This is a genomic window from Micrococcus sp. MS-ASIII-49, from assembly GCF_000946635.1.
Taxonomy (GTDB): domain Bacteria; phylum Actinomycetota; class Actinomycetes; order Actinomycetales; family Micrococcaceae; genus Micrococcus; species Micrococcus luteus.
Genome location: NZ_JXSP01000059.1, coordinates 1 through 21,591, shown reverse-complemented (window position 1 = coordinate 21,591; position 21,591 = coordinate 1). Strand labels below are relative to the sequence as shown.

The window sequence follows — 21,591 nt, the reverse complement described above, 5'->3', positions numbered from 1 at the left end:
GGCGGCGGGGGCCCGGGCGTGGGCCCCGTGGCGGTGGGCGAGCACCTGGTGCCGTACCTGCCCTCCCGCGAGGCCCTGATGACCGCGGCCCCGCACGGCTCGGCCGGCGTGCTGCCCATCTCCTGGGCCTACATCCACCTGATGGGCGCCGAGGGTCTGCGCTCCGCCACCGCGCACGCGCTGCTGGGCGCCAACTACATCTCCCGCCGCCTCGCGCCCCTCTACCCGACGCTGTACACGGGCAACGACGGCCTCGTGGCGCACGAGTGCATCCTCGACCTGCGCGAGCTCACGGCCCGCACGGGCGTGACCGCCGAGGACGTCTGCAAGCGCCTCATCGACTACGGGTTCCACGCCCCGACCCTGGCGTTCCCCGTGGCCGGCACGCTCATGGTGGAGCCCACCGAGTCCGAGGACCTCGAGGAGATCGAGCGGTTCATCGAGGCCATGGAGGCCATCCACGCCGAGATCACCGCCGTCACCCCGGAGACCGTGGCGGACTCCGTCCTGCGCCGCGCCCCGCACACCCTCAACGTCCTGATGGCCGACGAGTGGGATCGCCCCTACTCGCGCGCCCAGGCGGGCACGCCGGTGCCGGGCCTGCGTCTGGACAAGTACCTGCCGCCGGTGGGCCGCATCGACGGCGCCTACGGCGATCGCAACCTCGTGTGCTCGTGCCCGCCGCCCGAGGCGTTCGAGGGCGCCGTGGCCGACACCGCCGACGAGGACTGAGAGGATCACCCCCATGAGCGATTCGACGCGCAACTCCCCGCTGCACCCGGTCCACGAGGCCGCGGGCGCCACGTTCACGGACTTCGGCGGCTGGAACATGCCCCTGAAGTACGGCTCCGAGCTGGCCGAGCACAAGGCCGTGCGCACCTCCGCAGGCCTGTTCGACCTCTCCCACATGGGCGAGATCCGGGTCACCGGCCCGGAGGCCGGGGCCATGCTGGACCACGCCCTCTCGAGCGTGCTCTCCACGTTGAAGCCCGGCCGCGCCAAGTACGCCCTGTGCCTGACGGACGCCGGCACCATCCTCGACGACACGATCGTCTACCGGATGGACGACGGCGAGGCCGGCTCCGAGCCCGACTACCTGGTGGTGCCCAACGCTGGCAACATCGCCGCGGTCCACACCGCCCTGAACCAGCGGGCGTCGGGCTGGGACGCCGTCGTCGAGGACGAGTCCTCGACCACCGCCCTCGTGGCCGTGCAGGGCCCGCAGGCCGAGAGGATCCTCGCCCGGGCCATGCCGGAGGCCGCGGCGCAGCTGGCCGAGCTGAAGTACTACGGCCACCTGACCCTGACCGTGCCCACGGACGCCGGTGACGTCATCGCCGTCGTCGCCCGCACCGGCTACACCGGTGAGGACGGCTTCGAGCTGTTCCTGCCCGCCGCCTCCACCGCCGAGGCCGGCGACCGCGGCTCCGCCGTGTGGAACACGATGCTCTCGGCCGCGGACGAGGCGGGCGTGGAGCTGACGCTGTGCGGGCTCGCCTCGCGGGACTCGCTGCGCCTCGAGGCGGGCATGCCGCTCTACGGCAACGAGCTGGACACCGGGCACCAGCCGCACGCCTCTGGCGTCGGCTTCGCGGTGCCCGCGAGCAAGGAGGCCGACTTCGTCGGACGATCCGCGCTGGTCGGCAGGGACGACGTCGAGGAGGTCCTCGTGGGGCTGCAGGGCGCGGGTCGGCGTGCCGCCCGGCACGGTTACGCCGTGCTGGACGAGTCCGGCGAGCGGGTGGGCGAGGTGACCTCGGGCGCCCCCAGCCCGACCCTCGGACACCCCATCGCCCTGGCCCGTGTCCGCCGCGACGTGGCCGCCGAGGGCACGTCCCTGCAGGTGGACCTGCGCGGCCGCGGCGAGCCGTTCACCGTGGTGGCCACGCCGTTCTACCGCCGGGAGCGCTGAGCCCGACGCAGCCGTCCCTCGGCCCGCCGCTCGGCGGTCCCGGGGCCCTTCGCTAGACTCGGGCTCCGGGCCGTCGTCGCGGCCCCCCGTCCCGCCGTCCACCTGCAGGAAGTCCGCATGACTCACGTCGCCGCCCGTGCCCGGGTCCCCCTGAAGGGGCTGCTGGTCTTCCTCGCCGTCGCCGCCGTCCTGCTCCTGCTGGGCATCGTCACCGTCCTCCGCGGCGTGGCCGCCGACGCCGCCCGCGTGGACATCGTCACCGTGCTGGACGGCAACACCGTGGTGGTGAACCAAGGCGGCACCGAGCGGACCGTGGTCCTCGCCGGCGTCACGAGCGCGGGCCGCAACCCCGAGGGCCTCAAGGTCGGCCCCAACCTCTGCATGGGGGAGGAGTCCTACGCCTGGCTGCGTGATCGGCTCCCGCAGGGGGCGACCGCGAGCATGACCACCTCGGACGAGGGCGCGCCCGAGGGGATGGAGAGCGCGGTCATCTCGATCGGCGGCGGCACCGTCAACGTGGCCATGGCGGAGGCCGGCATGGCCGCCCCCACGGAGGTCGCCGTCGGCAAGCGCCTGGCGGAGGAGATCGCCCAGGCCAATCAGGAGGCCGTGGGTCGCGGCGTGGGGCTCTACGACATCGAGGAGCCCTGCACGTACCAGAACCGGCTCTACGAGGCCCAGTTCGCCCTGGAGCAGATCCCGGAGGACGCGGAGGCGTCCCTGACGAAGATCGACGAGCGAGCGGTGGAGTACGCGGCCGGCCTGGACCAGGTGCGCCTGGTGCAGCAGGAGATCCGGGCCCTCGACCCGGAGAACGGCACGTTCGCCGACCTCGCCTACGGGCCGGCCAAGGAGTCGCTCCTGGCCGAGGCGGACCCGGTGGTGGAGCACGGGATGCAAGTCCTGAAGGACCTCAACACGCGGCGCAACGAGATCGCGGCCCGTGGCTGACCCCGCCGCGCTCAGTCCAGGGCGAGGGTGACGAGCCCGAGCTGGGCCGCCCGGATGATCAGCTGGACGCGGTCGCGGACCTCCAGCTTGGCCATGATCCGCGTGAGGTTGGCCTTGACCGTGGACTCGGAGACGAAGAGGTTCGCGGCGATCTCCGGGTTCGACTGACCCCTGGCCAGCAGCCGCAGCACGCCCAGCTCCCGCTCGGTGAGGTCGGAGCCGTCGGGGCTGCCGGGCTGCACCGAGGTGGGGCCCACCGTCGGCCGGTCCCGCTCGATCGAGGCGAGCAGCTTGGTCGCCACGGCGGGGGAGAGCACGGACTCGCCGCGATGGACGGCCTGAATGGCGCCCAGGATGGCCGGCGGCTCCGCGTCCTTGAGGAGGTAGCCGCCCGCTCCGGCGCGCAGGGCCGGCACGAGGTAGTCCTCGGACGTGAACGTGGTGATCGCCAGGACCCGGATCGCGGGGTGGGTGTCCTTGATCCGGCGTGTGGCCTCCACCCCGTCCATCAGGGGCATCTGCATGTCCATCAGGACCACGTCCGGCTCGATGGCGGCGCACGCCTCCACGGCTTCGACGCCGTTGGCGACCACACCCACGCAGGTCATGCCGGGGGCAGAGTCGACGAGCACGCGGAGCGCGCCGCTCATGAGCGGCTGGTCGTCGGCGATCAGGATGCGCAGCTCTTCGGACACGCAGGTCAGCGTAACCGGTGCTGTGGCGCATGCCACCTTGTCGGCGTCGGGGCGAGGCCGGGGTGCCCGCCGGCCGTCATCTGCGCCATGCCGCGGCGCGGCCTGTGCGCGGCGTGCACCATTTGTGACGGGCGTCATACATACTGGGGCCATGAAGACTCGCGCTCTCCTCGCTTCCGCTCTCCTTCTCGCCTCCACCCTCGTCGGCGCTCCGGCCGCCGCCGCCTCGGCGGCCTCGGCCGAGGACGACGTCGTCACGACCCTGGGCCTCGGCAAAGGCACTGCGGAGTGGACGTGCCGCCACTTCGGCATCTGGTGCGACTGACCCCGGGGCGGTCCGCCCCCGATGCCTGATTCGAGCCCATCGACCCCCTCCGTCCGGAGCGGCGCGCCCTCCCGGGCGCGCCGCTCTTCGGCGTGGCGTCAGGCGCGCAGCCTGCGGTGGCGCGCGTTCTGGGCCGCGGCGCCGCTGAGCCGCGTCTATCTCGCCTTCGGGTCGGCGTTCCTGCTCGCCTCGACCGCGTCCGACATCGGTCTGTTCGGCCCGGGCCACGGCGTCATCCCGGTCCTGGACGGGATCGCCATCGCGTCGGCGACCAGCGCCTTCCTCGCCCAGTGGTGGCGCAGCACGGTGGGCTTCGCCCTGCTCCTGCCCGGGGCCGTCGCGACCGTCGTCGGCGGTTCCGAGGTGCTCTTCGCCGTCGTCGCGCCCGTGGTCCTCGGGGCCGTCGCGGCGACCGCCCGTTCCTGGGGGTTCGTCGTCACGGCCGCCGTCCTGGCGCTGACCTGGGGCGTCGCCCAGCCGTTCGCGGTGGGTCAGGCGAACGCGACGTGGTTCATCCTGCTGCTCATGTCCATGGGCCTCGGCGGCGGGCTCTTCATCCGCGAGAGCCTGACCCGGCGGGAGCGGGATCGCCGCCGGGTGTTCGAGGCGGAGGAACGGGCCCGGCTGGCTGCCGAGGCCGAGCGTCGCTCCCTGGCCCGCGACCTGCACGACGTGGTCGCGCACAACCTCACGATCATCTCGATGCAGGCCCGGACGGCACGCTACCTCGGCACCCCGGAGGCGGCTCAGAGCGTGCTGGACGTGGTGGGGGACTCCGCGAAGGACGCGCTGCGGGACCTGCGGCGCATGCTCTCCGTCCTCCAGGAGGACGGGATCGTGGACCCGAGCGGTGAGCCGGGCGCCGCGGGGGACGCGGACGGCGCGACGTCCGCGGATCCGGTCCTGTCCGTGGCCCGCCTGGCCGAGGAGCTGCGCAGTCTCGGAATGACGGTGGAGACGGACGTCCGCTGCGACCAGAACGCGATGCCGATCTCCGTGCGGTCCACCCTGCACCGGGTGCTCCAGGAGGCCACCACGAACGTCGCCAAGCACGCCGGCGAGGGCGCGCGCGTGCGCATCGAACTCCGCGACGCGGGGTCGGACGTGGTGCTCGCGGTGGAGAACACCGTCGCCGAGCGGTCCGGCCCGCCGCAGTGGAACTCCTCCGGTGTGGGCCTGAACTCCATGCGGGATCGCGTGGCCACCTTCGGCGGCGCGATCGAGGCCGGGCCGGGGGGCTGGGGGTGGCGGGTGCGCGCGGTGCTCCCCCGGTCCGTCTGACTGAGGCCGGCGCCGGCACCGTCATGGACCACGTCCATGTGAGCTGCCTCACATCATCGCCCGAAAGTCTGCACCATCCGCCACTGTCGGGGGCGCCGTCGTCCCTCCTAGAGTGGGTCATGCCCCATTGAGACGGTGCACAGTGCGAATCACGAGCCGGGATACATGCCTGAGGGGATGCGGGCCCCGGACGCGGTTCCGAGAAGGACGATGGCCATCCGGCCATCGTCCTTTCTCGTTGCGGGCGTGCTCAGGCCGGCTCGGTGCGCGACGGCTCCGGGGTGACCGTGCGGACGAGGGGACGGGCCGCCGTCCGGCCCAGGGCCATGAGCACGGCGGCCGGGAATCCGATCACCGGGATGAGCATCGGCAGGATGCCCGCCGCGCCCTGCGTGAGCACCACCAGGCCGTAGAGCATGCCGATCAGCGCGTACGCCAGCACGTGGACCCACTGGTTGAGCACGTGCCGGAACGCCCAGTTCACGAGCAGGCACAGCGGCAGCCCCACCACCAGCCCGGCGACCCCGACCACCGTCAGCAGCGGTGTCAGGCTGCCGAAGGCCTGCAGGCCCGGGACCACGGCCAGGACCGCCACCACGGCGGCCATCACGAGGTTGGGCAGCAGCCAGGCCACGAGGAACCCGTTCAGTCCCATGCGCAGCTGCGGGCAGGGGCCGGAACGGGCCGCGCGGCGACGGGCACGGGCGGCGGACGCGACCGGGGCGGGGGTGGTCATGGCGGGAACTCTCCGGGAGGGGGATCGACGACGTCGGGCGGGTCCCCACTGTAGTGGGCCGGGCTGGACGGGCCCCGGGAGAGTTCCCGGTCAGGCGCGCCGGTCGCCGTCCACGTGGAAGGCCAGGTCCTCGACGCCGGGGAAGGACTCGATCTCCTGGAACGCGTCCCAGGCGTCGCTGTCCGCCTCGGCGTCCGCGGGCAGGGTCACCGTCAGGGCGCCGATCTCCCCGTCGATCACCTGCAGGCGCAGCTCGAGCTCGTGTCCTCCGGCGGATCCGGAGGCGAAGCGGCCGCGGACGGGCCAGACGCAGTCGTTCGGCACCGCGCGCCGGACGTCGTCGTCGGTCTGGACGACGAGCGGCACCCAGTCCGGGACCTCGCCGGCTTCACGGATGGCCTCGGCCACCGAGGTGACGGTGCGGGCGTGCGGCAGCTGGGAGCGCAGCGCCTCAGCCCCGGGCAGGTCCCGGCCCTCGGCCAGCGCCGGGTCGAGCAGGGTCTCGAGCAGGACGCGCACCTCGACCGGCAGCTCGGCGGTGGCCTCCGGCTCGACCTCGTCGACCGTGTCCTCGTCCAGGCCGGCGGGTCCGGTGACGGCGAGTTCGACGGCGTCGCGGCGGGTCCGGCGGGCGTCCTCGTTGGCCAGCAGCATCGCCAGGGAGGCCGCTGCGGCCAGCGCGACGCGCGGGGCGGGGACGCCGGCCCGCTGGAGCCCGCGCACCACGGCGCCGTCGACCCGGTCGTTCAGGCCGGTGGTGCGCAGCGCGACCGCCGCGACCGCGCCGCCGACGGCCAGTCCGCCGAGCCCGCGCAGGGCACGCGCGGCGGGGGAGGGGGCCACCTCGCCGTCGGCGATCGCGGCGGTGTGGAGGGCGTTGGCGGTCTCGGCCGCGAGAAACGTGCCGCTGACGGCGGCCTCGAGCTCTGCGAGGGCCCGACGCTCGCGCCCTCGGCGGGCGTGCGGATCCAGCAGGGTGAGCCCGCCGACCGCGGCCGCCGCCGCCAGCCCGTAGAGCCGGCCGCCCGGGGCGAGGGCGCGCTGGCGCAGCGCGGGGACGACGGCCTCGACGCCGTCGACGGGAACGGACGACGCCGAGTGGTGGACCTCGCCGGGGGCGGAAGGGGCGGGGGAGGGGAGCTTCATGCCCCCAGTGTGGCGCACCGCCCGGCTCAGGACGAGTCAGCGGCCCACGTGCGCGCTCAAGCGGAGCGCAGGCCGCCCTGCCACAGGGCGGCGAACGGCGTGCGGCCCTCCACCGCCTGCGCGATGCCGGCTCGCACGAACTCCTTGGCGCGGCGCGCGGCCTCGAGCGTGGTGGCACCCTTGGCCAACTCGGCGGTGACGGCGGCGGCGAGCGAGCAGCCCGCACCAGAGACGCCGGACTGGCCGATCTTCGGGGCGGAGAGCACCTCCACGGTGTCCCCGTCCACGAACACGTCCACGGCGTCCGGGCCGGGCAGGTGCATCCCGCCCTTGGCCAGGACGGCCGCGCCGGAGATCTCGTGGATGCGCCGAGCGGCCGCCGTCAGGTCCTCGACCGAGCGCACGGTCATGCCGGAGAGCTGCTCCGTCTCGAAGTGGTTCGGGGTGGTGAAGGTGGCCAGCGGCAGCAGCTCGGCCTTGAGCGCCTGGTCCGTGTCCAGGGCGTGGCCCGGCTCCTGGCCCTTGCAGATGAGCACGGGGTCCAGGACCACGTGGTCCCACTCGGCGCGGCGCAGGGCCGCGGCCGAGGTGCGGATGACCTCCGGGGAGCCCTGCATGCCCAGCTTCACGGTGCGCAGCCGCTCCGGGTAGTCGCCCTGGATGGCGTCGAGCTGCTGCTGGAGGATCTCGGTGGGCACGGGGAAGAAGCGGTGGTTCCAGTCGTCCTCCGGGTCGAAGGAGACGATGCAGGTCAGCGCCACGATGCCGAAGACGCCGAGTTCCTGGAACGTCTTGAGGTCGGCCTGGGCGCCGGCGCCGCCGGTGGCCTCGGACCCGGCGATGGTCAGGGCGAGCGCGGGGGCGGAGGCGGAGTGCTGGGGGGAGTGAGCGGTCTGGGGCATGCGCCCATGGTAGGACCGACCCCGGACGGGAAGCGCCCGACGGCCGGCGGTGTTCACCGGGGAACGAGGGTCCTCGGACCCGGAGCGTCCGCCCGGGCGCCCCGAGCGACCCGCGAAGGACGGGGACGGACGTGCTCGAGTTCCTCACCGGCACGGGCCTGGCCACCTCGGCCGGGCTCAACGCCTACATCCCCCTGCTCGCCCTGGGTCTGCTGGACCGGTTCACGGGGCTCGTCGACCTGCCCGCGGGGTGGACGTGGCTCTCCGCCGACGCCTCCCTCTGGATCCTCGGCGCCCTGCTCGCGCTCGAGCTCGTCGCGGACAAGATCCCCGGGGTGGACGCGGTCAACGACGTCGTCCAGACGGTCGTGGGAGCCGACACGGTCACGGTGGGGGCCGCCGCGCCCGTGCTCTCGGCGGCCGAGGACGTCTCGGCGGCCGGCCTCGTCGCGGCCGCGCTGTTCCTGCCGGTGCTGGTCGCCGTGCTGGTGGTCGCCGTCGTCGTGGGCCTGTGGCTGCTGGCCCGGCGGTTCCGCGCGCGGCGGACGCGAGGCCGTGCCGCGGCCGTGCCGGGTGGACCAGAATGGACGGCATGATCCTCATCAACCTGAAGTTCACCGTCCAGCCCGAGCGTGCCGACGAGTGGATGGACGCCGTCGCGAAGTACACCGCGGACGTGCGCTCCGAGCCCGGCAACCTGTTCTTCGAGTGGTACCGCCCGGTGGAAGGCGGCCCGAACGAGTACTTCCTGCTCGAGGGGTTCACGGACGAGGGTGCGCAGGCCCACGTCGCGTCCCCGCACTTCCAGGAGGGCCTGGACGCGATGCGCCCGCTGCTGGCGAGCACGCCCCAGATCATCTCCGAGCAGGTCGGTGCGGAGGGCTTCGGCCCGATGGGCGAGCTGCAGATCGACTGAGCCCGCCCCCGGCCGGAGGAGGCGACGGCGCCCGCGTCACGAGCGTGACGCAGGGCGCCGTCCCTGTATCCGGGGTCACACCCTGGCTACGGTGAGCGCATGAGCGCCGAGCAGAACAGCATCCAGACCCCCGGCTACCGCGCCGCCCACGTCCCCGCCGGCCAGGATCTCGGTCACCGCTGGTCCACCCGCGAGGCCGATCACGACGATCCGGCGGACCGCCGCGCCGTCCGCCAGATCGCCGAACTCGCCTTCGCGTCCACGGCCGAGGCCGACCTCGTCGAGGAGCTCGCCGGCGGCGCGGAGGGCTGGCTGCCCCAGTACTCCCTCGTGGCCATGACGGCCGCGATCCCCGGCACGGACCTGCAGTCGGACCCGATGGGCTACGGCACCCTGGTCCGGGCCCACATCGACGACGCCGAAGTGCTCGCCCTCGCCCCTCACGGCGTCCTGCCCGAGCATCAGGGCGAGGGCGCCGGCACCGCGCTCGTCAACGCCCTGCTGCAGAAGGCGCAGGCCGACGGCGAGGAGGTCGTGGTGGTCTACGGCTGGCCCGAGTACTACGCGAAGTTCGGCTTCCACCGGGCCTCCGAGCACGGCGTGCACGCGGCCTTCGCCCGGCAGCCCGAGGCGCTGCAGGTCCTCACGCTCCAGGACGGGGCCGAGGTGCCGGCCGGCGAGTTCCGCTACCCGCCCGCGTTCGGGGCGGAGAACGCGCAGGTCGCCGGCCGCTGAGGGCGGGGCGTCAGCCCAGGAGTCGGCGCACGGCGGCGAGCGTTCGTTCGGCCTCGGCCGGCTCGGCCGTGAGCCGCGCGATGACCTCCGCGAGGTCCGCGCGCAGGCCGGCCTCGGCGTCGTCGGCCGGGGCGTGGAGCCACGCCCGCAGGGCGCGGTTGTGGACGGCCACCACGGCCGCCGCCAGCCCGACGGCGACCCCGCCGCGCGCGGGCGTGTCCGGCAGGGCCGTGGCGAGCCAGCCGGAGAACAGCTCCGTGTAGCGGTGCGAGGTGAGCAGCTCGCGCGTGCGCAGCGACTGGGAGCCGCGCAGCAGGCGGGAGCGCGCCCGGGCCCGGTCCGGATCGGCGGTGTGATGCCGGAAGACCTGGAGGACCGCCTCCTCCAGGGCCTCCCGCACGCCGAGGGAGGTGCCGCGCAGGAAGTCGTCCAGGCGGGCGAGCAGCGCCGCGTGGTCGGCGAAGACCACCTCCTCCTTCCCGCCGAGGTGGCGGAAGAAGCTGGCCCGGCTCATGCCGGCCTGGCGGGCGAGCTGGTCGGCCGTGACGGCGTCGTAGCCCTCGCGGTCCAGCAGGTGGATCAGGGCGGTGAGGGTGTCCTCGGCGGGCGTCGTCATGCGGGCCATGGTGCCACGGGCGCGGAGAGGAGGTGAGACTGCGTCTGATTCTGTGAGATGGCGTGTCAGTCGGTGTAGGGTGATGACGGACACACCCATCTCTCCGACCCCGCCCGGGAGGCCACCATGACCGAGACCCTGCCCACCGTCGAGCCCGAGTACGACGTCGCCACGCCGCTGGACACCGACTTCTACCTCGCGCTCGCGGACGTGTCCGACGCCGAGAAGGACGTGTGGCGTCGGGCCCGCGCCTTCGCGCTCGAGCCGGACGTGCTGCCCCGGATCCGGGAGGCGTGGGACCGTCACGAGTACCCGCTCGACCTCGTGGCCCGCCTGGGCCAGGCCGACCTGCTGCGCGACGGCGTCCCCGTGGACGGGCTGCCCGAGATCTCCCGCGTGGCCGCGGGCCTGGCCATGATGGAGCTCTCGCGCCTGGACGGCTCGATCGCCACGATGACGGGCGTGCAGGGCGGTCTGGCCATGCGCTCGATCCAGCTGTGCGGCAGCGAGGAGCAGCGCGCCGAGCACCTGCCGGCCATGGCGCGCGGCGAGCTCTACGGCGCCTTCGCGCTCACGGAGCCGACCCACGGCTCCGACTCGGTCTCGCTGGAGACCCGCGCCGAGCGCGTCGACGGCGGCTGGCGGCTGCACGGGCACAAGAAGTGGATCGGCAACGGGGCCGCCGGCGGGGTGACCGTGGTGTGGGCGCGCAGCGCCGAGGACGAGAAGGTCCGCGGGTTCATCGTGCGCCAGGAGTCCGAGGGCTACACGGCCGAGGTCATCAAGGGCAAGGTCGCGCTGCGGGCCATCGACCAGGCCCACATCACCCTCGACGGCGTGTTCGTGCCCGACGCCGACGTCCTGCCCGAGGCCCGCTCCTTCAAGGACACCTCCCGCGTCCTCTTCGCCACGCGCGTGGGGGTCGCGTGGTCCGCCCTCGGGAAGGCCGTGGGCTGCTACGAGGCGGCGGTGCACTACGCGGGGCAGCGCGTCCAGTTCGGCCGACCGCTGGCCGCCGCCCAGAGCGTGCAGACCCGCCTGGCCGAGATGCTCTCCCAGCTCACCCAGGTGCAGCTGCTCGTGCTGCGTGCGACCCGGCTCGAGGACGAGGGACGGCTCACCGGGCCGATGGCGTCCATGGCCAAGTACTCGGCGACGCGCGCCGCGCGGTCCATCGCCGCGAACGCGCGCGACCTGCTCGGTGGCAACGGCATCCTCATCCAGAACGAGGTGGCCCGCCACTTCGCGGACATCGAGGCGATCCACACCTACGAGGGCACCGAGACCGTGCAGGGGCTGATCATCGGCCGCGAGATCACGGGGGTCGGCGCGTTCGTGTGAGATGACGCGAGCGGGGGCGGCGGCGTGAGCCAGAGATTTCTGCTGGTGCGCACGCCCCCCTGCCGCCGATTCGTCTGGCTCGGCGGCCGATTCATCTGGCTCACGCAGGCAGAGGGAGCCGCAGGTGGGCGGCGAGGTCGCGCAGCAGGGCGTCGAGGCCCCGCTGGGTGAAGACGCTGGCGGCCACGCGCAGCACGATCCACCCCTCGGCCTGCATCCGGCGGTCGCGCTCGATGTCACGGCGCCACTGCTGCGGGTCCGTCCGGTGATGATCGCCCTCGTACTGCACGCAGACGCGGGCCTCCCGCCACACCAGGTCCGGCCGGACGGCGGACCCGTCGCTCAGCATCAAAAGCGGATTCACCTCCGGCTCCGGCACACCCGCGTCGGTCAGCGCCAGTCGCAGGAGCGTCTCCGGCCGCGAATCCGCGCCGTCCCTGAGCAGCGGCAGGGCCGCTCGCAGGGTCCGCGTCCCTCGCCTCCCGCGCACCCGCAGCACCTCCGCCTCCAGATCACGCACGGTGCACCGCGGATGCTCGCCGGGGCGACGCCGGCCCGCCGGGCCGTCAGCCCGTTGCAGCAGGCTGTCCCCGGCGGCGACGACGTCGGCCAACGGCAGACCCAGCTGCGCCAGCGCCGCCCAGGTGGCGGCCGGCGTCGTGATCCGCACCCCCGAGCGCACCAGCACGGGGTCCTGCGGGTGCAGCTCATGCCCGACGACGCCGCTGCGGCGCGGCGCCCCGCCCTCGGCCCGCGTGCGCCCCAGATGGATGGGGCCGCGCTCCCACTGCCGCGGCAGCCACATCCCCCAGAGGCGAGCGGCGGTGGCGTGGGTGGCCGCGGTGCCGGGGTTCGTCCGCTGGAGGGCGCGGACGACGTCGGCCAGTGAGGGCTGACCCCCGGCGAGGTGCCGCAGCCCGTGGTGCGGGGCGTCGAACCGGGGGCCGCGCAGCTGCGAGGCCGTCAGACCGGCCTGCAGCCCCGCGGCGACCGGGAAGACGGGGCCGAGGGCGTCGTCGTGCGGAGGAGGGGCGACCATGCCGCCAGCCTCCCCTTCCGGCGGTGGACCCCGGATGGCGAGCGGGAGGGCCGTGGAGGGCGAGCCGGGCCGGCGGCCCTGTGCAGGAGCCACTGAATCGTCTGGCTCACGTCTTCTACGCGTCCGAGCGGCGCTGAGCCAGACGAATCGGTCGTGACAGCCCCCTCAGAACAGCAGAAACGTCTGGCTCGCGCCCGTCGCAGCGTGCTGGCTCCCCCCCCCGCAGCGTGCCGGCGGACCCAGCACCCCTCAGCCCTTCGGGGCGTAGTACCGGCCGAGGGTCTCAGCCTTGAGCTCCGCGAACGTCCCGTCCTGCATGGCCGCGCGGATCCGGTCCACGAGCGAGACCGTGAACCGCTCGTTGTGGATGGAGAGGAGCGTGTGCGCCACCATCTCCTTCGCCTTGAACAGGTGCCGCAGGTACGCGCGCGAGTAGTGGGCGCACGTGTAGCAGTCGCACTCGGGGTCCAGCGGCCCGAAGTCGCGGCGGTACTTCGCCCCGGGCAGGTTGTAGCGCCCGTCGCGGGTGTAGAACGCGCCGGTGCGGGCCACACGGGTGGGGGAGACGCAGTCGAAGGTGTCGGCGCCGTTCTCGACGGCGGTGAACAGGTCATCGGGTTCGGAGATGCCCAGCAGATGGCGCGGCTTGTCCTCGGGCAGCTCCTGCGCGCACCAGCCCACGATGGTCCCGAGGTTCTCCTTCTCCAGGGCCCCGCCGACGCCGTAGCCGTCGAAGCCGGAGGTCACGCCGTCGAGCTCCCCCGCGGCCGGGAACTCTGCCCGCATCGCTGCGAGGTCGCGGCAGGCCTTGCGGCGCAGGTCCTCGTACTGGGCCCCCTGGATCACGCCGAACAGCGCCTGGTACGGCCGCGCCGCGCGGACCCCGGTGAGGCGGGCGTGCTCGTCGAGGCAGCGCTGGGCCCAGCGGCGGGTGCGCTCGAGCGCCTCCTCCTGGTAGCCGCGGGAGTTGTGCAGGGTGGTCAGCTCGTCGAAGGCGAACATGATGTCCGCGCCGAGGTTGTGCTGGATGCCCACGGACACCTCGGGGGTGAACCGGTGTCGGTCCCCGGTCAGGTGGGACTTGAACCAGACGCCGTCGTCGTCGACGTTGGCCAGGCGCTCCTTGCCGGGGGCGACGGCGTCGTCGGCGCCCTGCCCCTCGGGCGCGCCGGGGCCCTTCATGTCGATGACCTTCTTGAATCCCGAGCCCAGGGACATCACCTGGAAGCCGCCGGAGTCCGTGAAGGTGGGGCCGGGCCAGTTCATGAACGCGCCGAGGCCGCCGGCCTCGTCGAGGAGGTCGTCCCCGGGCTGCAGGTACAGGTGGTAGGCGTTGGCCAGGAGGGCCTGCGCGCCGAGCTCGGCCATCGACTCCGGCAGCACCGCCTTGACCGTGGCCTGTGTGGCCACCGGGATGAACGCCGGCGTCTGGATCCGCCCGTGCGGGGTGGTGATGACGCCGGTGCGGCCGAGCGGGGCGCCGTCCGCACCGCCGGTCTCCAGCCGGTGCGTCACCTCGAAGCCGAACTGCGAGGGATGCGCGGGGGCACCGGAGGCGGGCTGCGGCGTCGGGGCGGCGGGGGTCTCAGGCATGGGACCCAGGGTAGTGCGCAGGCACCGCAGGCCGCCCCGGCTCAGCCCAGCACCTCCCGCGCCACCGCGCTCGCCACCACCAGGTCCTGCCAGGGCATGCCGGTGGTGACGAACAGGGCGGGCGCGCCCTCCCGACGACGCGCGGTCCCGGCCACGAGCTCGGCCAGCGTCACCGTGTCCTCGATCCCGGCGAGGGCGCCGGAGTCGATCGCGAGGGTGACGTCGCCGGCCTCGCGGGCGGCCGAGTCCCGCGACTCCACCGCCACGGTCGCGCGGCGGGCCAGGGCGTCGTCGGTCTCGCGGGCGTCCGTGGTGTGCGAGCCCATCGCCACGACCGTCGCGTGCTCCGGCACGAGTGTCCCGTCGAACAGCGGGGCCGTCGCGGCCGTGCACGTCACCACGACGTCCGCCTCCGCCACGGCCTCCGGGCCCGCGGCGCTCGCGGTCACGCCCAGCTCCGCTTCGATGCGCGCGGCCAGGGCGGCGGCCCGGTCGGCGTCGCGGCCCACCACGGACACCCGTTCCAGCCCGAACACGTCCTGGAAGGTGAGCGCGTGCTCCCACGCCTGCACGCCCGTGCCGACCACGACCAGGTGCCGGGGCGAGGCGTCCGCGAGCAGCCGCACCCCGAGCGCGGACACCGCGGAGGTGCGCAGGCCCGTCAGCTCGACGCCGTCCAGCACGGCCCGCGGCGCCTGGCCGGGGGTGCCCGGGGCGCCGAACAGCACGTAGACGCCCTGGATGACGGGCAGTCCGCGCTCGGGGTTGTCCGGCGTGAGGGTGAGCAGCTTGGTGCCGACCTCGGTCCCGCGCGTCGAGGGCATCTGCAGCAGCTGCCCGGCGGCGGTGGACACGCGGGTGCGGGGGGCGTCGGCCTCCGGGTCCAGGCCGGCGGCGAGGGCCGCCTCCAGCGCGTCGACGGCGGCGCGCGGGCTCAGGGCGGCGCGCACGGCGGGGCCGTCGATCCAGGGCAGGGAAGCGGTGGCGCGGTGCGTGTCCATGCGGCCACGCTACGGGGTGGGCCGGGCGGCTCAGCCGAACAGCGTGCGGAAGTTCGCCAGGATCCGGCGCGGGTGCTCGGGGTCGACGGCGGCCAGCCCCGCCACCGTGGGCTCGTACTCGCCCGGCGCGAAGTACCCGTGCTCGCGGTAGATCTCAAGGCGCTCGAGGATCCCGGCCTGGTCCAGCTCCGGGTGGAACTGGGTGGCGTACTGGCGGGTGCCGAGCCGGAACATCTGCACGGGGCAGTCGGCGCCCTCGGCGAGCAGCACCGCGCCGGGCGGCAGCGCGCTCATCGCCTCCTTGTGGCCGACGTACGCCGCGAACACGCGGGGCACCCCGGCCAGCAGCGGATCTGCGGCACCCTCGTCGGTGAGCGTGACCTCGACGGGCGCGGCCGACTCGCCATGGGCGTTGTCCACGACGCCGCCGGCGTGCCGGCCCAGCGTGCCGACGCCGTAGCAGCAGCCGAGGAACGGCAGGTCGCGGCGCCGGACGACGTCGAGCATCCGGCCCAGCTCCGCCTCCACGGCGCGCTGCACGGGGGACTTGGTCTCCTCGGGATCGGAGCCCGTGAACGGGCTGCCGGGCAGGATCACGGCGGCGACGTCCGCGAGCTCCGCCTCCCAGTCCAGGCCGTGCGTGGCCACGTCCGGGCGCTGCACGACGCGGTCCAGGCGCAGCACGCGCAGCCGGCCCTCCGGATAGCCGCCCAGTCGCTGGACGGCCTCGACCTCGGCGGCCGCGGCGTCGTCTTCGGGGCGCGTCTGGACGAGGAGGAACGGCCGCGGATGCGGGCTCGGGACGGCGCCGGTCGGGGTGGTCATCTCGGCAGACTAGCGGGGCATCGGGCCGGGAGGGCGCGGCGGCGTCGTGGGGCGTCGTCGGGGGCGGGCCGCGGTCAGCGGTCGGCCCAGGGGCGGGCGTCGGAGGCCCACGGCAGGGGACGGACGCGCTCCTCGGGCAGCGGGTCCGCGGCCAGCCGGCCGTAGCGGTGCACGTCGAGCCGCCGCCCGCCCGCGCGGAGGCGGCCGCGCTGCGTGCCTTCGTGTCGGAGCCCGGCGGCCCGGGCGACGGCCCCCGCCGTCGGGCTGTCCGCCCGGTGGGCCAGTTCGATCCGCTCGAGGCCGCCCTCGGCCAGTTCGGCGCCCGCCACGGTGGTCGCCGCACGCGACATGATCGCGTCCCCGCGCCAGCCCTGATGCAGCCAGGCGGTGAGCGCGCCGGTGCCGTGCGCCTCGTCGCGCACGACGGCGACCAGGCCGATCAGCGTGTCCGTCCCGCGCTCCACCACGGCGACGGCGTCCGTCCCCTCCGCCTGGACCAGTCCGTCGACGTAGGCGCGGGCGGAGGCCTCGTCGGTGACCTCCCCGGGGTCGGCCATGCCGACGGTGCCCGCGTGGAAGGCCGCCAGGACGGCGGGCGCGTCCGTGGAGCGGAGGGGGCGGAGCTGAGCGGGTGCGGAGCCGGTCATGTCGGGCGCATAGCCCCGACAGGGGCTGGAGAGTGAGGTGCGCCACACGAACCGCACCCCGGAGGGCGTGTCACCGGGGACGGGGCCGGCTCTCGACGCCCGTCCCGCGGCTGGGCCTCACCGGCGCGTGGCTGCCTTCGCCTCGAGCTCGTCGGCGAGGGTGCGCAGCGTGCCGAGCTCCCGGGCGATCCGGGAATCCAGGTCGGCGTCCGTGAGCGTCTCCGAGCCGCCGCGGGCACGCAGGTAGAGCAGCTGGCCGAACCGGGCCCGGCGCCACTGATACTCGGCCTCGGCGTCGCGGGCCTGCAGGGCGCGGGAGATCTCCCGGTCGTAGAGCGGCGGCTCGTTGAGCTGACGCTGGCGCACTTCGAGCACGCGGGACGCCCGGCCCGGCTCGGAGGGGACCTCGTCCGCCTCGAGCAGGCGCCGACCGAGGTTGGCGGCGGCGATGTGCTCGCCCTCCTCGCGCAGGATCAGCGACGCCAGGGACAGCGCGGCCTGGATGGACTTCCACCGCCCCACGGCCCCGTCCCACGGCAGGTTCGTCAGCAGGCCCAGGGTGGCGAGCGTGCCCTCGGTGTCCTCGTGCAGCAGGTAGAGCCGCTCGGCCATGCCGAACACGTCCTCCAGCTGGGAGCCGGAGCGCAGGTTCAACCCGTGGGAGAGCCGGGCCGCGGTGGCGGTCAGCTCGGTGTCGTCGAGGTGGCGCTTGCCGACGGCGACGATCCGCTCCTCGGGGGAGCCCGCGTCCACGGGGGAGAAGGTGGTGTCCGGGACGGCCCTGCGCTCCTCCGGGCGGTCCGTGCGGACCCGGATCACGGAGCCGTGGGCGATCTTGACCTCGCGGCCGCCCTCGAGGGTGGCGATCACGAGCGCGGGGGTGCCGAAGTCGTCCCGCATCACCCGGGTCGAGGCCACCGGCGGGGCGGGCTCGCCGCGGCGGGTCAGGAAGCTGTCCCCGGGCTGCACGTCCTGGGACTTCAGATGGCGGAGGTAGCCGCCGACGACCGGTGCCATGCTCAGCGCCCCCATCCCACGTGGGCGAGGGCCTGGCGCACCAGGTCCCCGCGGCCGCCGATGAACTCGGCCTGGATGTCCTCGCCGAGGGCCTCCTCGGGGGTGAGCCAGGTCAGCTCGAGCGCGTTCTGGCGCGGCTGGCACTCACCCGTCACCGGCACCACGTAGACCAGGGCCACGGCGTGCTGGCGGTCGTCCGTCAGCCCGGTCTCGGACGGCGCCGGGAAGTACTCGGCGACGGTGCAGGGGACCACCGACGGCGGCAGCTGCGGGAAGGCGAGCGGGCCGAGGTCCTTCTCCAGGTGGCGCATCAGCGCGGCGCGGATGGTCTCCCGATACTGGACACGGCCGGAGACGAACGTCCGCTGGAACGTACCGGTCTCGTCCGCCACGTAGAGCAGGCCGATCTCGGTGACGTAGCCGAGGGAGTCCAGCCGCACCGGGATGGCCTCCACATACACCATGGGCAGCCGGCGCCGGGCCTCGTAGAGGTCCTCGTCGGACAGCCAGCCCGGATTCGGGTCGGGGGTGCGCACGCTCATGGTTCTGTTCTACCGGAGTTCCGCGCCGGGGGCACACCGGGTCCCGCGTGTTCCGCTCACCACTTGGCTCGGAAGTACTGCCGGGCCATCGGCACCTGCTCCGAGGGGACGTCGAGCGCGAGGGCGGCCGCGGTCGGCCAGTTCGGGTTCGCCAGGGCGGCGCGGCCCACGCAGACGGCGTCGGCGCGGTCCTCGTCCACCACGGCCGCGACCTCCTCGGCGCCGGTCAGCGAGCCGACGGCGGACACCACGATCCCCTCGGTGCCCTCCTTCACGGCGGTGGCCAGCGGCACCTGATAGCCCGGGCCCTGGGGGCCCTCGTAGGTGTCGCCGATGCCCGCGGAGGACAGGTCGAACCAGTGCACGTGCCCCTGCAGCTCCTGCGCCAGGCGGACGGTCTCCTCGATGCTCCAGCCGCCCTCGATCCAGTCCGAGCCGGAGATGCGGATGCCGAGGACCTTGTCCGCGGGCCACACCTCGCGCACGGCCGCCACGACCTCCTTGAGGAAGCGGGTGCGGCCCTCGAAGTCCCCGCCGTACTCGTCGGTCCGGGTGTTGGTCAGCGGCGAGAGGAACTGGTGGATGAGGTAGCCGTGGGCGGCGTGCAGCTGCACGGCGCCGAAGCCGGCACGGTCGGCGCGCTCGGCGGCGTCGGCGAAGGCCTGGACGGTCTCCCGGATCTCGTCCACCCGCATCGCGTGGGTGCGGATCTCCATGGAGTTGGTGGCCACGCCGGAGGGGGAGAGGGTCTCCCAGGAGTCGGGGCCCTCGAGGATCGGCTGCCCGGCGGGCGCGCCCGGGTGCATGGGGACGGTGGAGGCCTTGGCGCCGGCGTGGCCGAGCTGGATGGCGGGCAGGGCGCCCTCGGAGGCGATGTACTCGGCGATCGGCGCCCACGCGTCCCGCTGCTCGTCGTTCCACAGGCCGGTGTCCCACGGGGAGATGCGCCCCTCGGGTGTGACGGCGGTGGCCTCGGCCACCACGATCCCGAAGCCGCCGGCCGCGCGGGCGCCCAGGTGCTGGAACTGCCAGCCGTGCGGGACGCCGTCGCGCGCCTCGCACGAGTACTGGCACATCGGCGGCAGGATCAGGCGATTGCGCACGCGCACGCCGTTGATCTCGATCGGTTCGAAGATCGCGGGCACGGCGGGGGCGTCGGTCTGCGGGGTGGCGGTCTGAGTCATGCGCCCCACCCTACGAGCGGGTCCGGACACGGGAGGGCACGCGTCCGCGGCGGGCGGAAGGGGCCCGGCCCGTGCGACGAGGGAAGTCGTCACCGTTGCTGCGGCCACCCCTACCCTGGGCCCATGCCCTCCTACCGTGCCCGCCTGCAGATCGGCGACCTCCTGCCCGGCCACCGGCCCGACGAGGTCATGGACCTGGCCGAGGCGGCCGTCCAGGCCTCGCACGTGCTCGCGGCCAAGGACATCGAGGTCGTGGCGCGCGTCCCGCGGATCGTGCTGCGCTTCACGGTGCACGGCTCGCACCGGGCCGGCGAGGACGCCGAGGCCGCCGAGGTGGCGCGGCGGATGGCGGAGGCGGTGTCCGGCGTCGCCGTGACGGGCCGGCTGGACGTGCTCCGGCGCGACGGCGGTCGGTGGGTCCCGGTGCCCGCTGGGCCCGGGCGCTGAACGGGGCCGGGCTCAGGCGCCGGCCGGGTGCGGCCGGCGGGCGGCGTCGCGCTCGATCTGGCGGGCCCAGGAGCGGCGCACGGCCGCGGCCGTGACCAGCAGGAGCGCCCCGAAGGCGGCCGCGAGACCCACCCATGCGCTCTGCTGCGCCCCGAGCGGGCTGGGCAGCAGGCGGGGCAGGGCGAGGCAGAGCAGGGTCCAGGCCATGCCCAGGGCCACACCCAGGCGGCCGCGCCCACCGAGCACGAGGCGCAGGGCCGCCAGCAGCAGGGCCATCAGCACCAGCAGGGCGAGCAGCTCGGTCGGGAACCAGTCGACGTGCACGCCCCAGGCGTGGAGGGCGGCGCCCACCGCAGTGGGCGCGCCGGCGAGGAGGGTGCCCAGCAGCACGCCGAGCGCGCCGTCCTCGGCCACCCGTGCGAGGCGGCGGGCCGCCGGGCGGGCGCCGAGCCGCCGGACCACACGGAGCATGAGGACCAGGGCGAGCAGCCACGGGACGACGTCGAGGCCCCCGGGGGCCAGGACGGCCAGGGGGAACCACAGCGCCAGCGCCAGCAGGGTCCCCGCGACCGCGCCCCGGATGCGGCGGTGCCGCGGCGACGCGCCCTGGCCAGGCCCCCACTGCCGGAGCACGTACATCCCGGTCAGCAGCCACAGCACCGGCCAGATCGCCGGGTGCAGCGGGGACAGCCCGAACACGCTCGCGCCGGGGCCGTGTCGGCCGTCGGCGGTGAGCGGGTACGCGCCGGCATCGAGGGCGCCGAGCCCCGGGACGCGGCCGGCCAGACCGAGGCCCCACGCACCGGAGAGCACGAACAGCGCCCACGCGACGGTCAGCAGCGTCTGGCCGCGCCGGTCCGCGCGGGTCGGTGAGCCGGCCGGCTCCTCGGGCGGGGCGGGGGTGTAGCCGGGGATCAGGGGAAGGGCGCCCGTGACCGGCCCCGCCGAGGAGTGGGCGGTGGCCTCGGCCTGGACTGCCTGCGCCTTCGTGGAGAGCCGCTGCCGCCGCCGCCACTCGGGCAGGGCCACCCGGGCCCGGGCGAACAGCTCCTCATCGGTGAGCCGCTCCTCCGGGTCGGACAGCAGCGGCCGGTCGGCGGCGGCCGGGAAGACCTCGGGGCCCTCGAGCTCGCGCGCAGCCCGGGCGAGCGCGCGGGACTCCCGCTCCTCGTGCTCGCGACGGCGGCGGGCGGCGTCCTCCGCCGCACGGCGCTCGGCCTCCCGGGCGCGGTCCTCGAGGAGCCGGGCCTGGGCGAGGGCGCGTTCGGCGTGCAGCACGGTGTGGGCGCGGACGCGGGCGGCCTGGCGACGACGTCGCTCGGCCTCGAGGCGGGCGGCCTCCTCCGCCTCCCGACGGCGCCGCTCGGCCTCCTCGGCCCGACGGCGCCGCTCGGCCTCGACGCGTTCGGCCTCGAGGCGACGGCGTTCGGCCTCGGCCGCCTGCCGACGGCGCTCCGCCTCCGCCTCCGCCTCGAGCCGCAGCCGCTCCCGCTCGGCGAGCGCGGCCTCCTCGCGGGCCCGCCGCTCCGCCTGCACGCGGGCGCGCTCGGCGGCGACCTCCGCCTCCCGGCGGCGCCGTTCCTCCCGCTCCCGGCGGCGGGCCTCCGCCTCGGCGGCGGCACGTGCCTTCTCCTCGGCCGCCACCCGACGGCGCCGCTCGGCTTCACGCCGACGGCGCTGCTTCTCCTCCTCGCGGCGGCGGCGGGCCACCCGCGCGGCCTGGGCCCGGCGGGCCTCCTC

General features: G+C 74.8%; 23 protein-coding genes and 1 pseudogene. 10 read left to right on the top strand and 14 right to left on the bottom strand.

Translation table 11 applies throughout. The annotated features are described in order from the left end of the window. The 3 genes and pseudogenes from SJ20_RS04385 to SJ20_RS04375 form a co-directional block, all read left to right on the top strand. A pseudogene (locus tag SJ20_RS04385) lies at positions 1–732 on the top strand (glycine dehydrogenase (aminomethyl-transferring)); the annotation flags it as partial. A gap of 13 nt (positions 733–745) precedes the next feature. After that, positions 746–1,912: a glycine cleavage system aminomethyltransferase GcvT gene (gcvT, locus tag SJ20_RS04380; protein WP_044659070.1), complete on the top strand. Its 1,167-nt coding sequence runs from the start codon at positions 746–748 to the stop codon at positions 1,910–1,912. A 117-nt stretch (positions 1,913–2,029) separates the two neighbouring features. Then, on the top strand, positions 2,030–2,863 hold the full coding sequence (locus tag SJ20_RS04375) for a thermonuclease family protein (RefSeq protein ID WP_002856692.1): 834 nt from the start codon (positions 2,030–2,032) through the stop codon (positions 2,861–2,863). A gap of 11 nt (positions 2,864–2,874) precedes the next feature. On the opposite strand, the gene SJ20_RS04370 is transcribed toward SJ20_RS04375, so the two are convergent. Further along, complete coding sequence (locus SJ20_RS04370; RefSeq protein ID WP_002856693.1) at positions 2,875–3,558, bottom strand: response regulator transcription factor; 684 nt, start codon at positions 3,556–3,558, stop codon at positions 2,875–2,877. 151 nt (positions 3,559–3,709) lie between these two features. On the opposite strand from SJ20_RS04370, the gene SJ20_RS11985 reads away from it, so the two are divergent. Continuing rightward, complete coding sequence (locus tag SJ20_RS11985; protein ID WP_002856694.1) at positions 3,710–3,883, top strand: hypothetical protein; 174 nt, start codon at positions 3,710–3,712, stop codon at positions 3,881–3,883. Between the two features lie 21 nt (positions 3,884–3,904). Further along, positions 3,905–5,164 carry a sensor histidine kinase gene (locus SJ20_RS04365; RefSeq protein ID WP_044659069.1) on the top strand — a complete coding sequence of 420 codons (1,260 nt, stop codon included), beginning with the start codon at positions 3,905–3,907 and terminating at the stop codon, positions 5,162–5,164. Positions 5,165–5,414: 250 nt separating this feature from the next. On the opposite strand, the gene SJ20_RS04360 is transcribed toward SJ20_RS04365, so the two are convergent. From SJ20_RS04360 to SJ20_RS04350, 3 genes are all read right to left on the bottom strand, one after another. Further along, entirely contained in the window at positions 5,415–5,900 is a 486-nt protein-coding gene (locus SJ20_RS04360) for a hypothetical protein (protein ID WP_044659068.1), read from the bottom strand. A 90-nt stretch (positions 5,901–5,990) separates the two neighbouring features. Continuing rightward, on the bottom strand, positions 5,991–7,046 hold the full coding sequence (locus tag SJ20_RS04355) for a hypothetical protein (RefSeq protein WP_044659067.1): 1,056 nt from the start codon (positions 7,044–7,046) through the stop codon (positions 5,991–5,993). A 56-nt stretch (positions 7,047–7,102) separates the two neighbouring features. Then, positions 7,103–7,948 carry a hydroxymethylpyrimidine/phosphomethylpyrimidine kinase gene (locus tag SJ20_RS04350; protein ID WP_020624820.1) on the bottom strand — a complete coding sequence of 282 codons (846 nt, stop codon included), beginning with the start codon at positions 7,946–7,948 and terminating at the stop codon, positions 7,103–7,105. Positions 7,949–8,079: 131 nt separating this feature from the next. On the opposite strand from SJ20_RS04350, the gene SJ20_RS04345 reads away from it, so the two are divergent. From SJ20_RS04345 to SJ20_RS04335, 3 genes are all read left to right on the top strand, one after another. Next, entirely contained in the window at positions 8,080–8,544 is a 465-nt protein-coding gene (locus SJ20_RS04345) for a DUF4126 domain-containing protein (RefSeq protein WP_044659066.1), read from the top strand. Next, positions 8,541–8,864: a putative quinol monooxygenase gene (locus SJ20_RS04340; RefSeq protein WP_010079505.1), complete on the top strand. Its 324-nt coding sequence runs from the start codon at positions 8,541–8,543 to the stop codon at positions 8,862–8,864. The genes SJ20_RS04345 and SJ20_RS04340 overlap by 4 nt, the downstream gene beginning before the upstream one ends. 99 nt (positions 8,865–8,963) lie before the next feature. Then, positions 8,964–9,599, top strand: a complete 636-nt coding sequence (locus tag SJ20_RS04335) for a GNAT family N-acetyltransferase (RefSeq protein WP_044659065.1) — start codon at positions 8,964–8,966, stop codon at positions 9,597–9,599. A gap of 10 nt (positions 9,600–9,609) precedes the next feature. Here the strand turns inward: SJ20_RS04335 and SJ20_RS04330 are convergent, their stop codons facing one another. Beyond that, entirely contained in the window at positions 9,610–10,215 is a 606-nt protein-coding gene (locus tag SJ20_RS04330; protein WP_036384906.1) for a TetR/AcrR family transcriptional regulator, read from the bottom strand. A gap of 126 nt (positions 10,216–10,341) precedes the next feature. Here SJ20_RS04330 and SJ20_RS04325 point away from each other — a divergent pair, with 126 nt between their 5' ends. Beyond that, positions 10,342–11,556 (top strand): acyl-CoA dehydrogenase family protein, encoded by a 1,215-nt coding sequence (locus SJ20_RS04325; protein WP_020624825.1) that lies wholly within the window; start codon positions 10,342–10,344, stop codon positions 11,554–11,556. A 100-nt stretch (positions 11,557–11,656) separates the two neighbouring features. Here SJ20_RS04325 and SJ20_RS04320 read toward each other — a convergent pair whose 3' ends face one another. The 8 genes from SJ20_RS04320 to SJ20_RS04285 all read right to left on the bottom strand — a co-directional run bounded on the left by SJ20_RS04320 (position 11,657) and on the right by SJ20_RS04285 (position 19,404). Then, positions 11,657–12,595 (bottom strand): endonuclease domain-containing protein, encoded by a 939-nt coding sequence (locus tag SJ20_RS04320; RefSeq protein ID WP_044659064.1) that lies wholly within the window; start codon positions 12,593–12,595, stop codon positions 11,657–11,659. A 249-nt stretch (positions 12,596–12,844) separates the two neighbouring features. Then, positions 12,845–14,188: a tRNA guanosine(34) transglycosylase Tgt gene (tgt, locus tag SJ20_RS04315; RefSeq protein WP_044659063.1), complete on the bottom strand. Its 1,344-nt coding sequence runs from the start codon at positions 14,186–14,188 to the stop codon at positions 12,845–12,847. Between the two features lie 41 nt (positions 14,189–14,229). Then, positions 14,230–15,189: an ornithine cyclodeaminase family protein gene (locus SJ20_RS04310; protein WP_044659062.1), complete on the bottom strand. Its 960-nt coding sequence runs from the start codon at positions 15,187–15,189 to the stop codon at positions 14,230–14,232. 30 nt (positions 15,190–15,219) lie between these two features. Beyond that, entirely contained in the window at positions 15,220–16,014 is a 795-nt protein-coding gene (locus tag SJ20_RS04305) for a glutamine amidotransferase (RefSeq protein ID WP_044659061.1), read from the bottom strand. A gap of 74 nt (positions 16,015–16,088) precedes the next feature. Then, a complete protein-coding gene (locus SJ20_RS04300) occupies positions 16,089–16,661 on the bottom strand; it encodes a GNAT family N-acetyltransferase (protein ID WP_044659060.1) in 573 nt (190 codons plus the stop codon). 117 nt (positions 16,662–16,778) lie between these two features. Continuing rightward, on the bottom strand, positions 16,779–17,678 hold the full coding sequence (locus SJ20_RS04295; RefSeq protein WP_225348910.1) for a DUF6707 family protein: 900 nt from the start codon (positions 17,676–17,678) through the stop codon (positions 16,779–16,781). 2 nt (positions 17,679–17,680) lie between these two features. Then, positions 17,681–18,220: an NUDIX hydrolase family protein gene (locus SJ20_RS04290; protein WP_036316089.1), complete on the bottom strand. Its 540-nt coding sequence runs from the start codon at positions 18,218–18,220 to the stop codon at positions 17,681–17,683. A 56-nt stretch (positions 18,221–18,276) separates the two neighbouring features. Continuing rightward, entirely contained in the window at positions 18,277–19,404 is a 1,128-nt protein-coding gene (locus SJ20_RS04285; RefSeq protein ID WP_044659058.1) for an oxidoreductase, read from the bottom strand. A 123-nt stretch (positions 19,405–19,527) separates the two neighbouring features. On the opposite strand from SJ20_RS04285, the gene SJ20_RS04280 reads away from it, so the two are divergent. Then, entirely contained in the window at positions 19,528–19,851 is a 324-nt protein-coding gene (locus SJ20_RS04280) for a hypothetical protein (RefSeq protein ID WP_044659057.1), read from the top strand. Between the two features lie 12 nt (positions 19,852–19,863). Here SJ20_RS04280 and SJ20_RS04275 read toward each other — a convergent pair. Continuing rightward, the coding region (locus tag SJ20_RS04275) for a hypothetical protein (RefSeq protein WP_044659056.1) at positions 19,864–21,591 on the bottom strand (1,728 nt) is incomplete at its 5' end.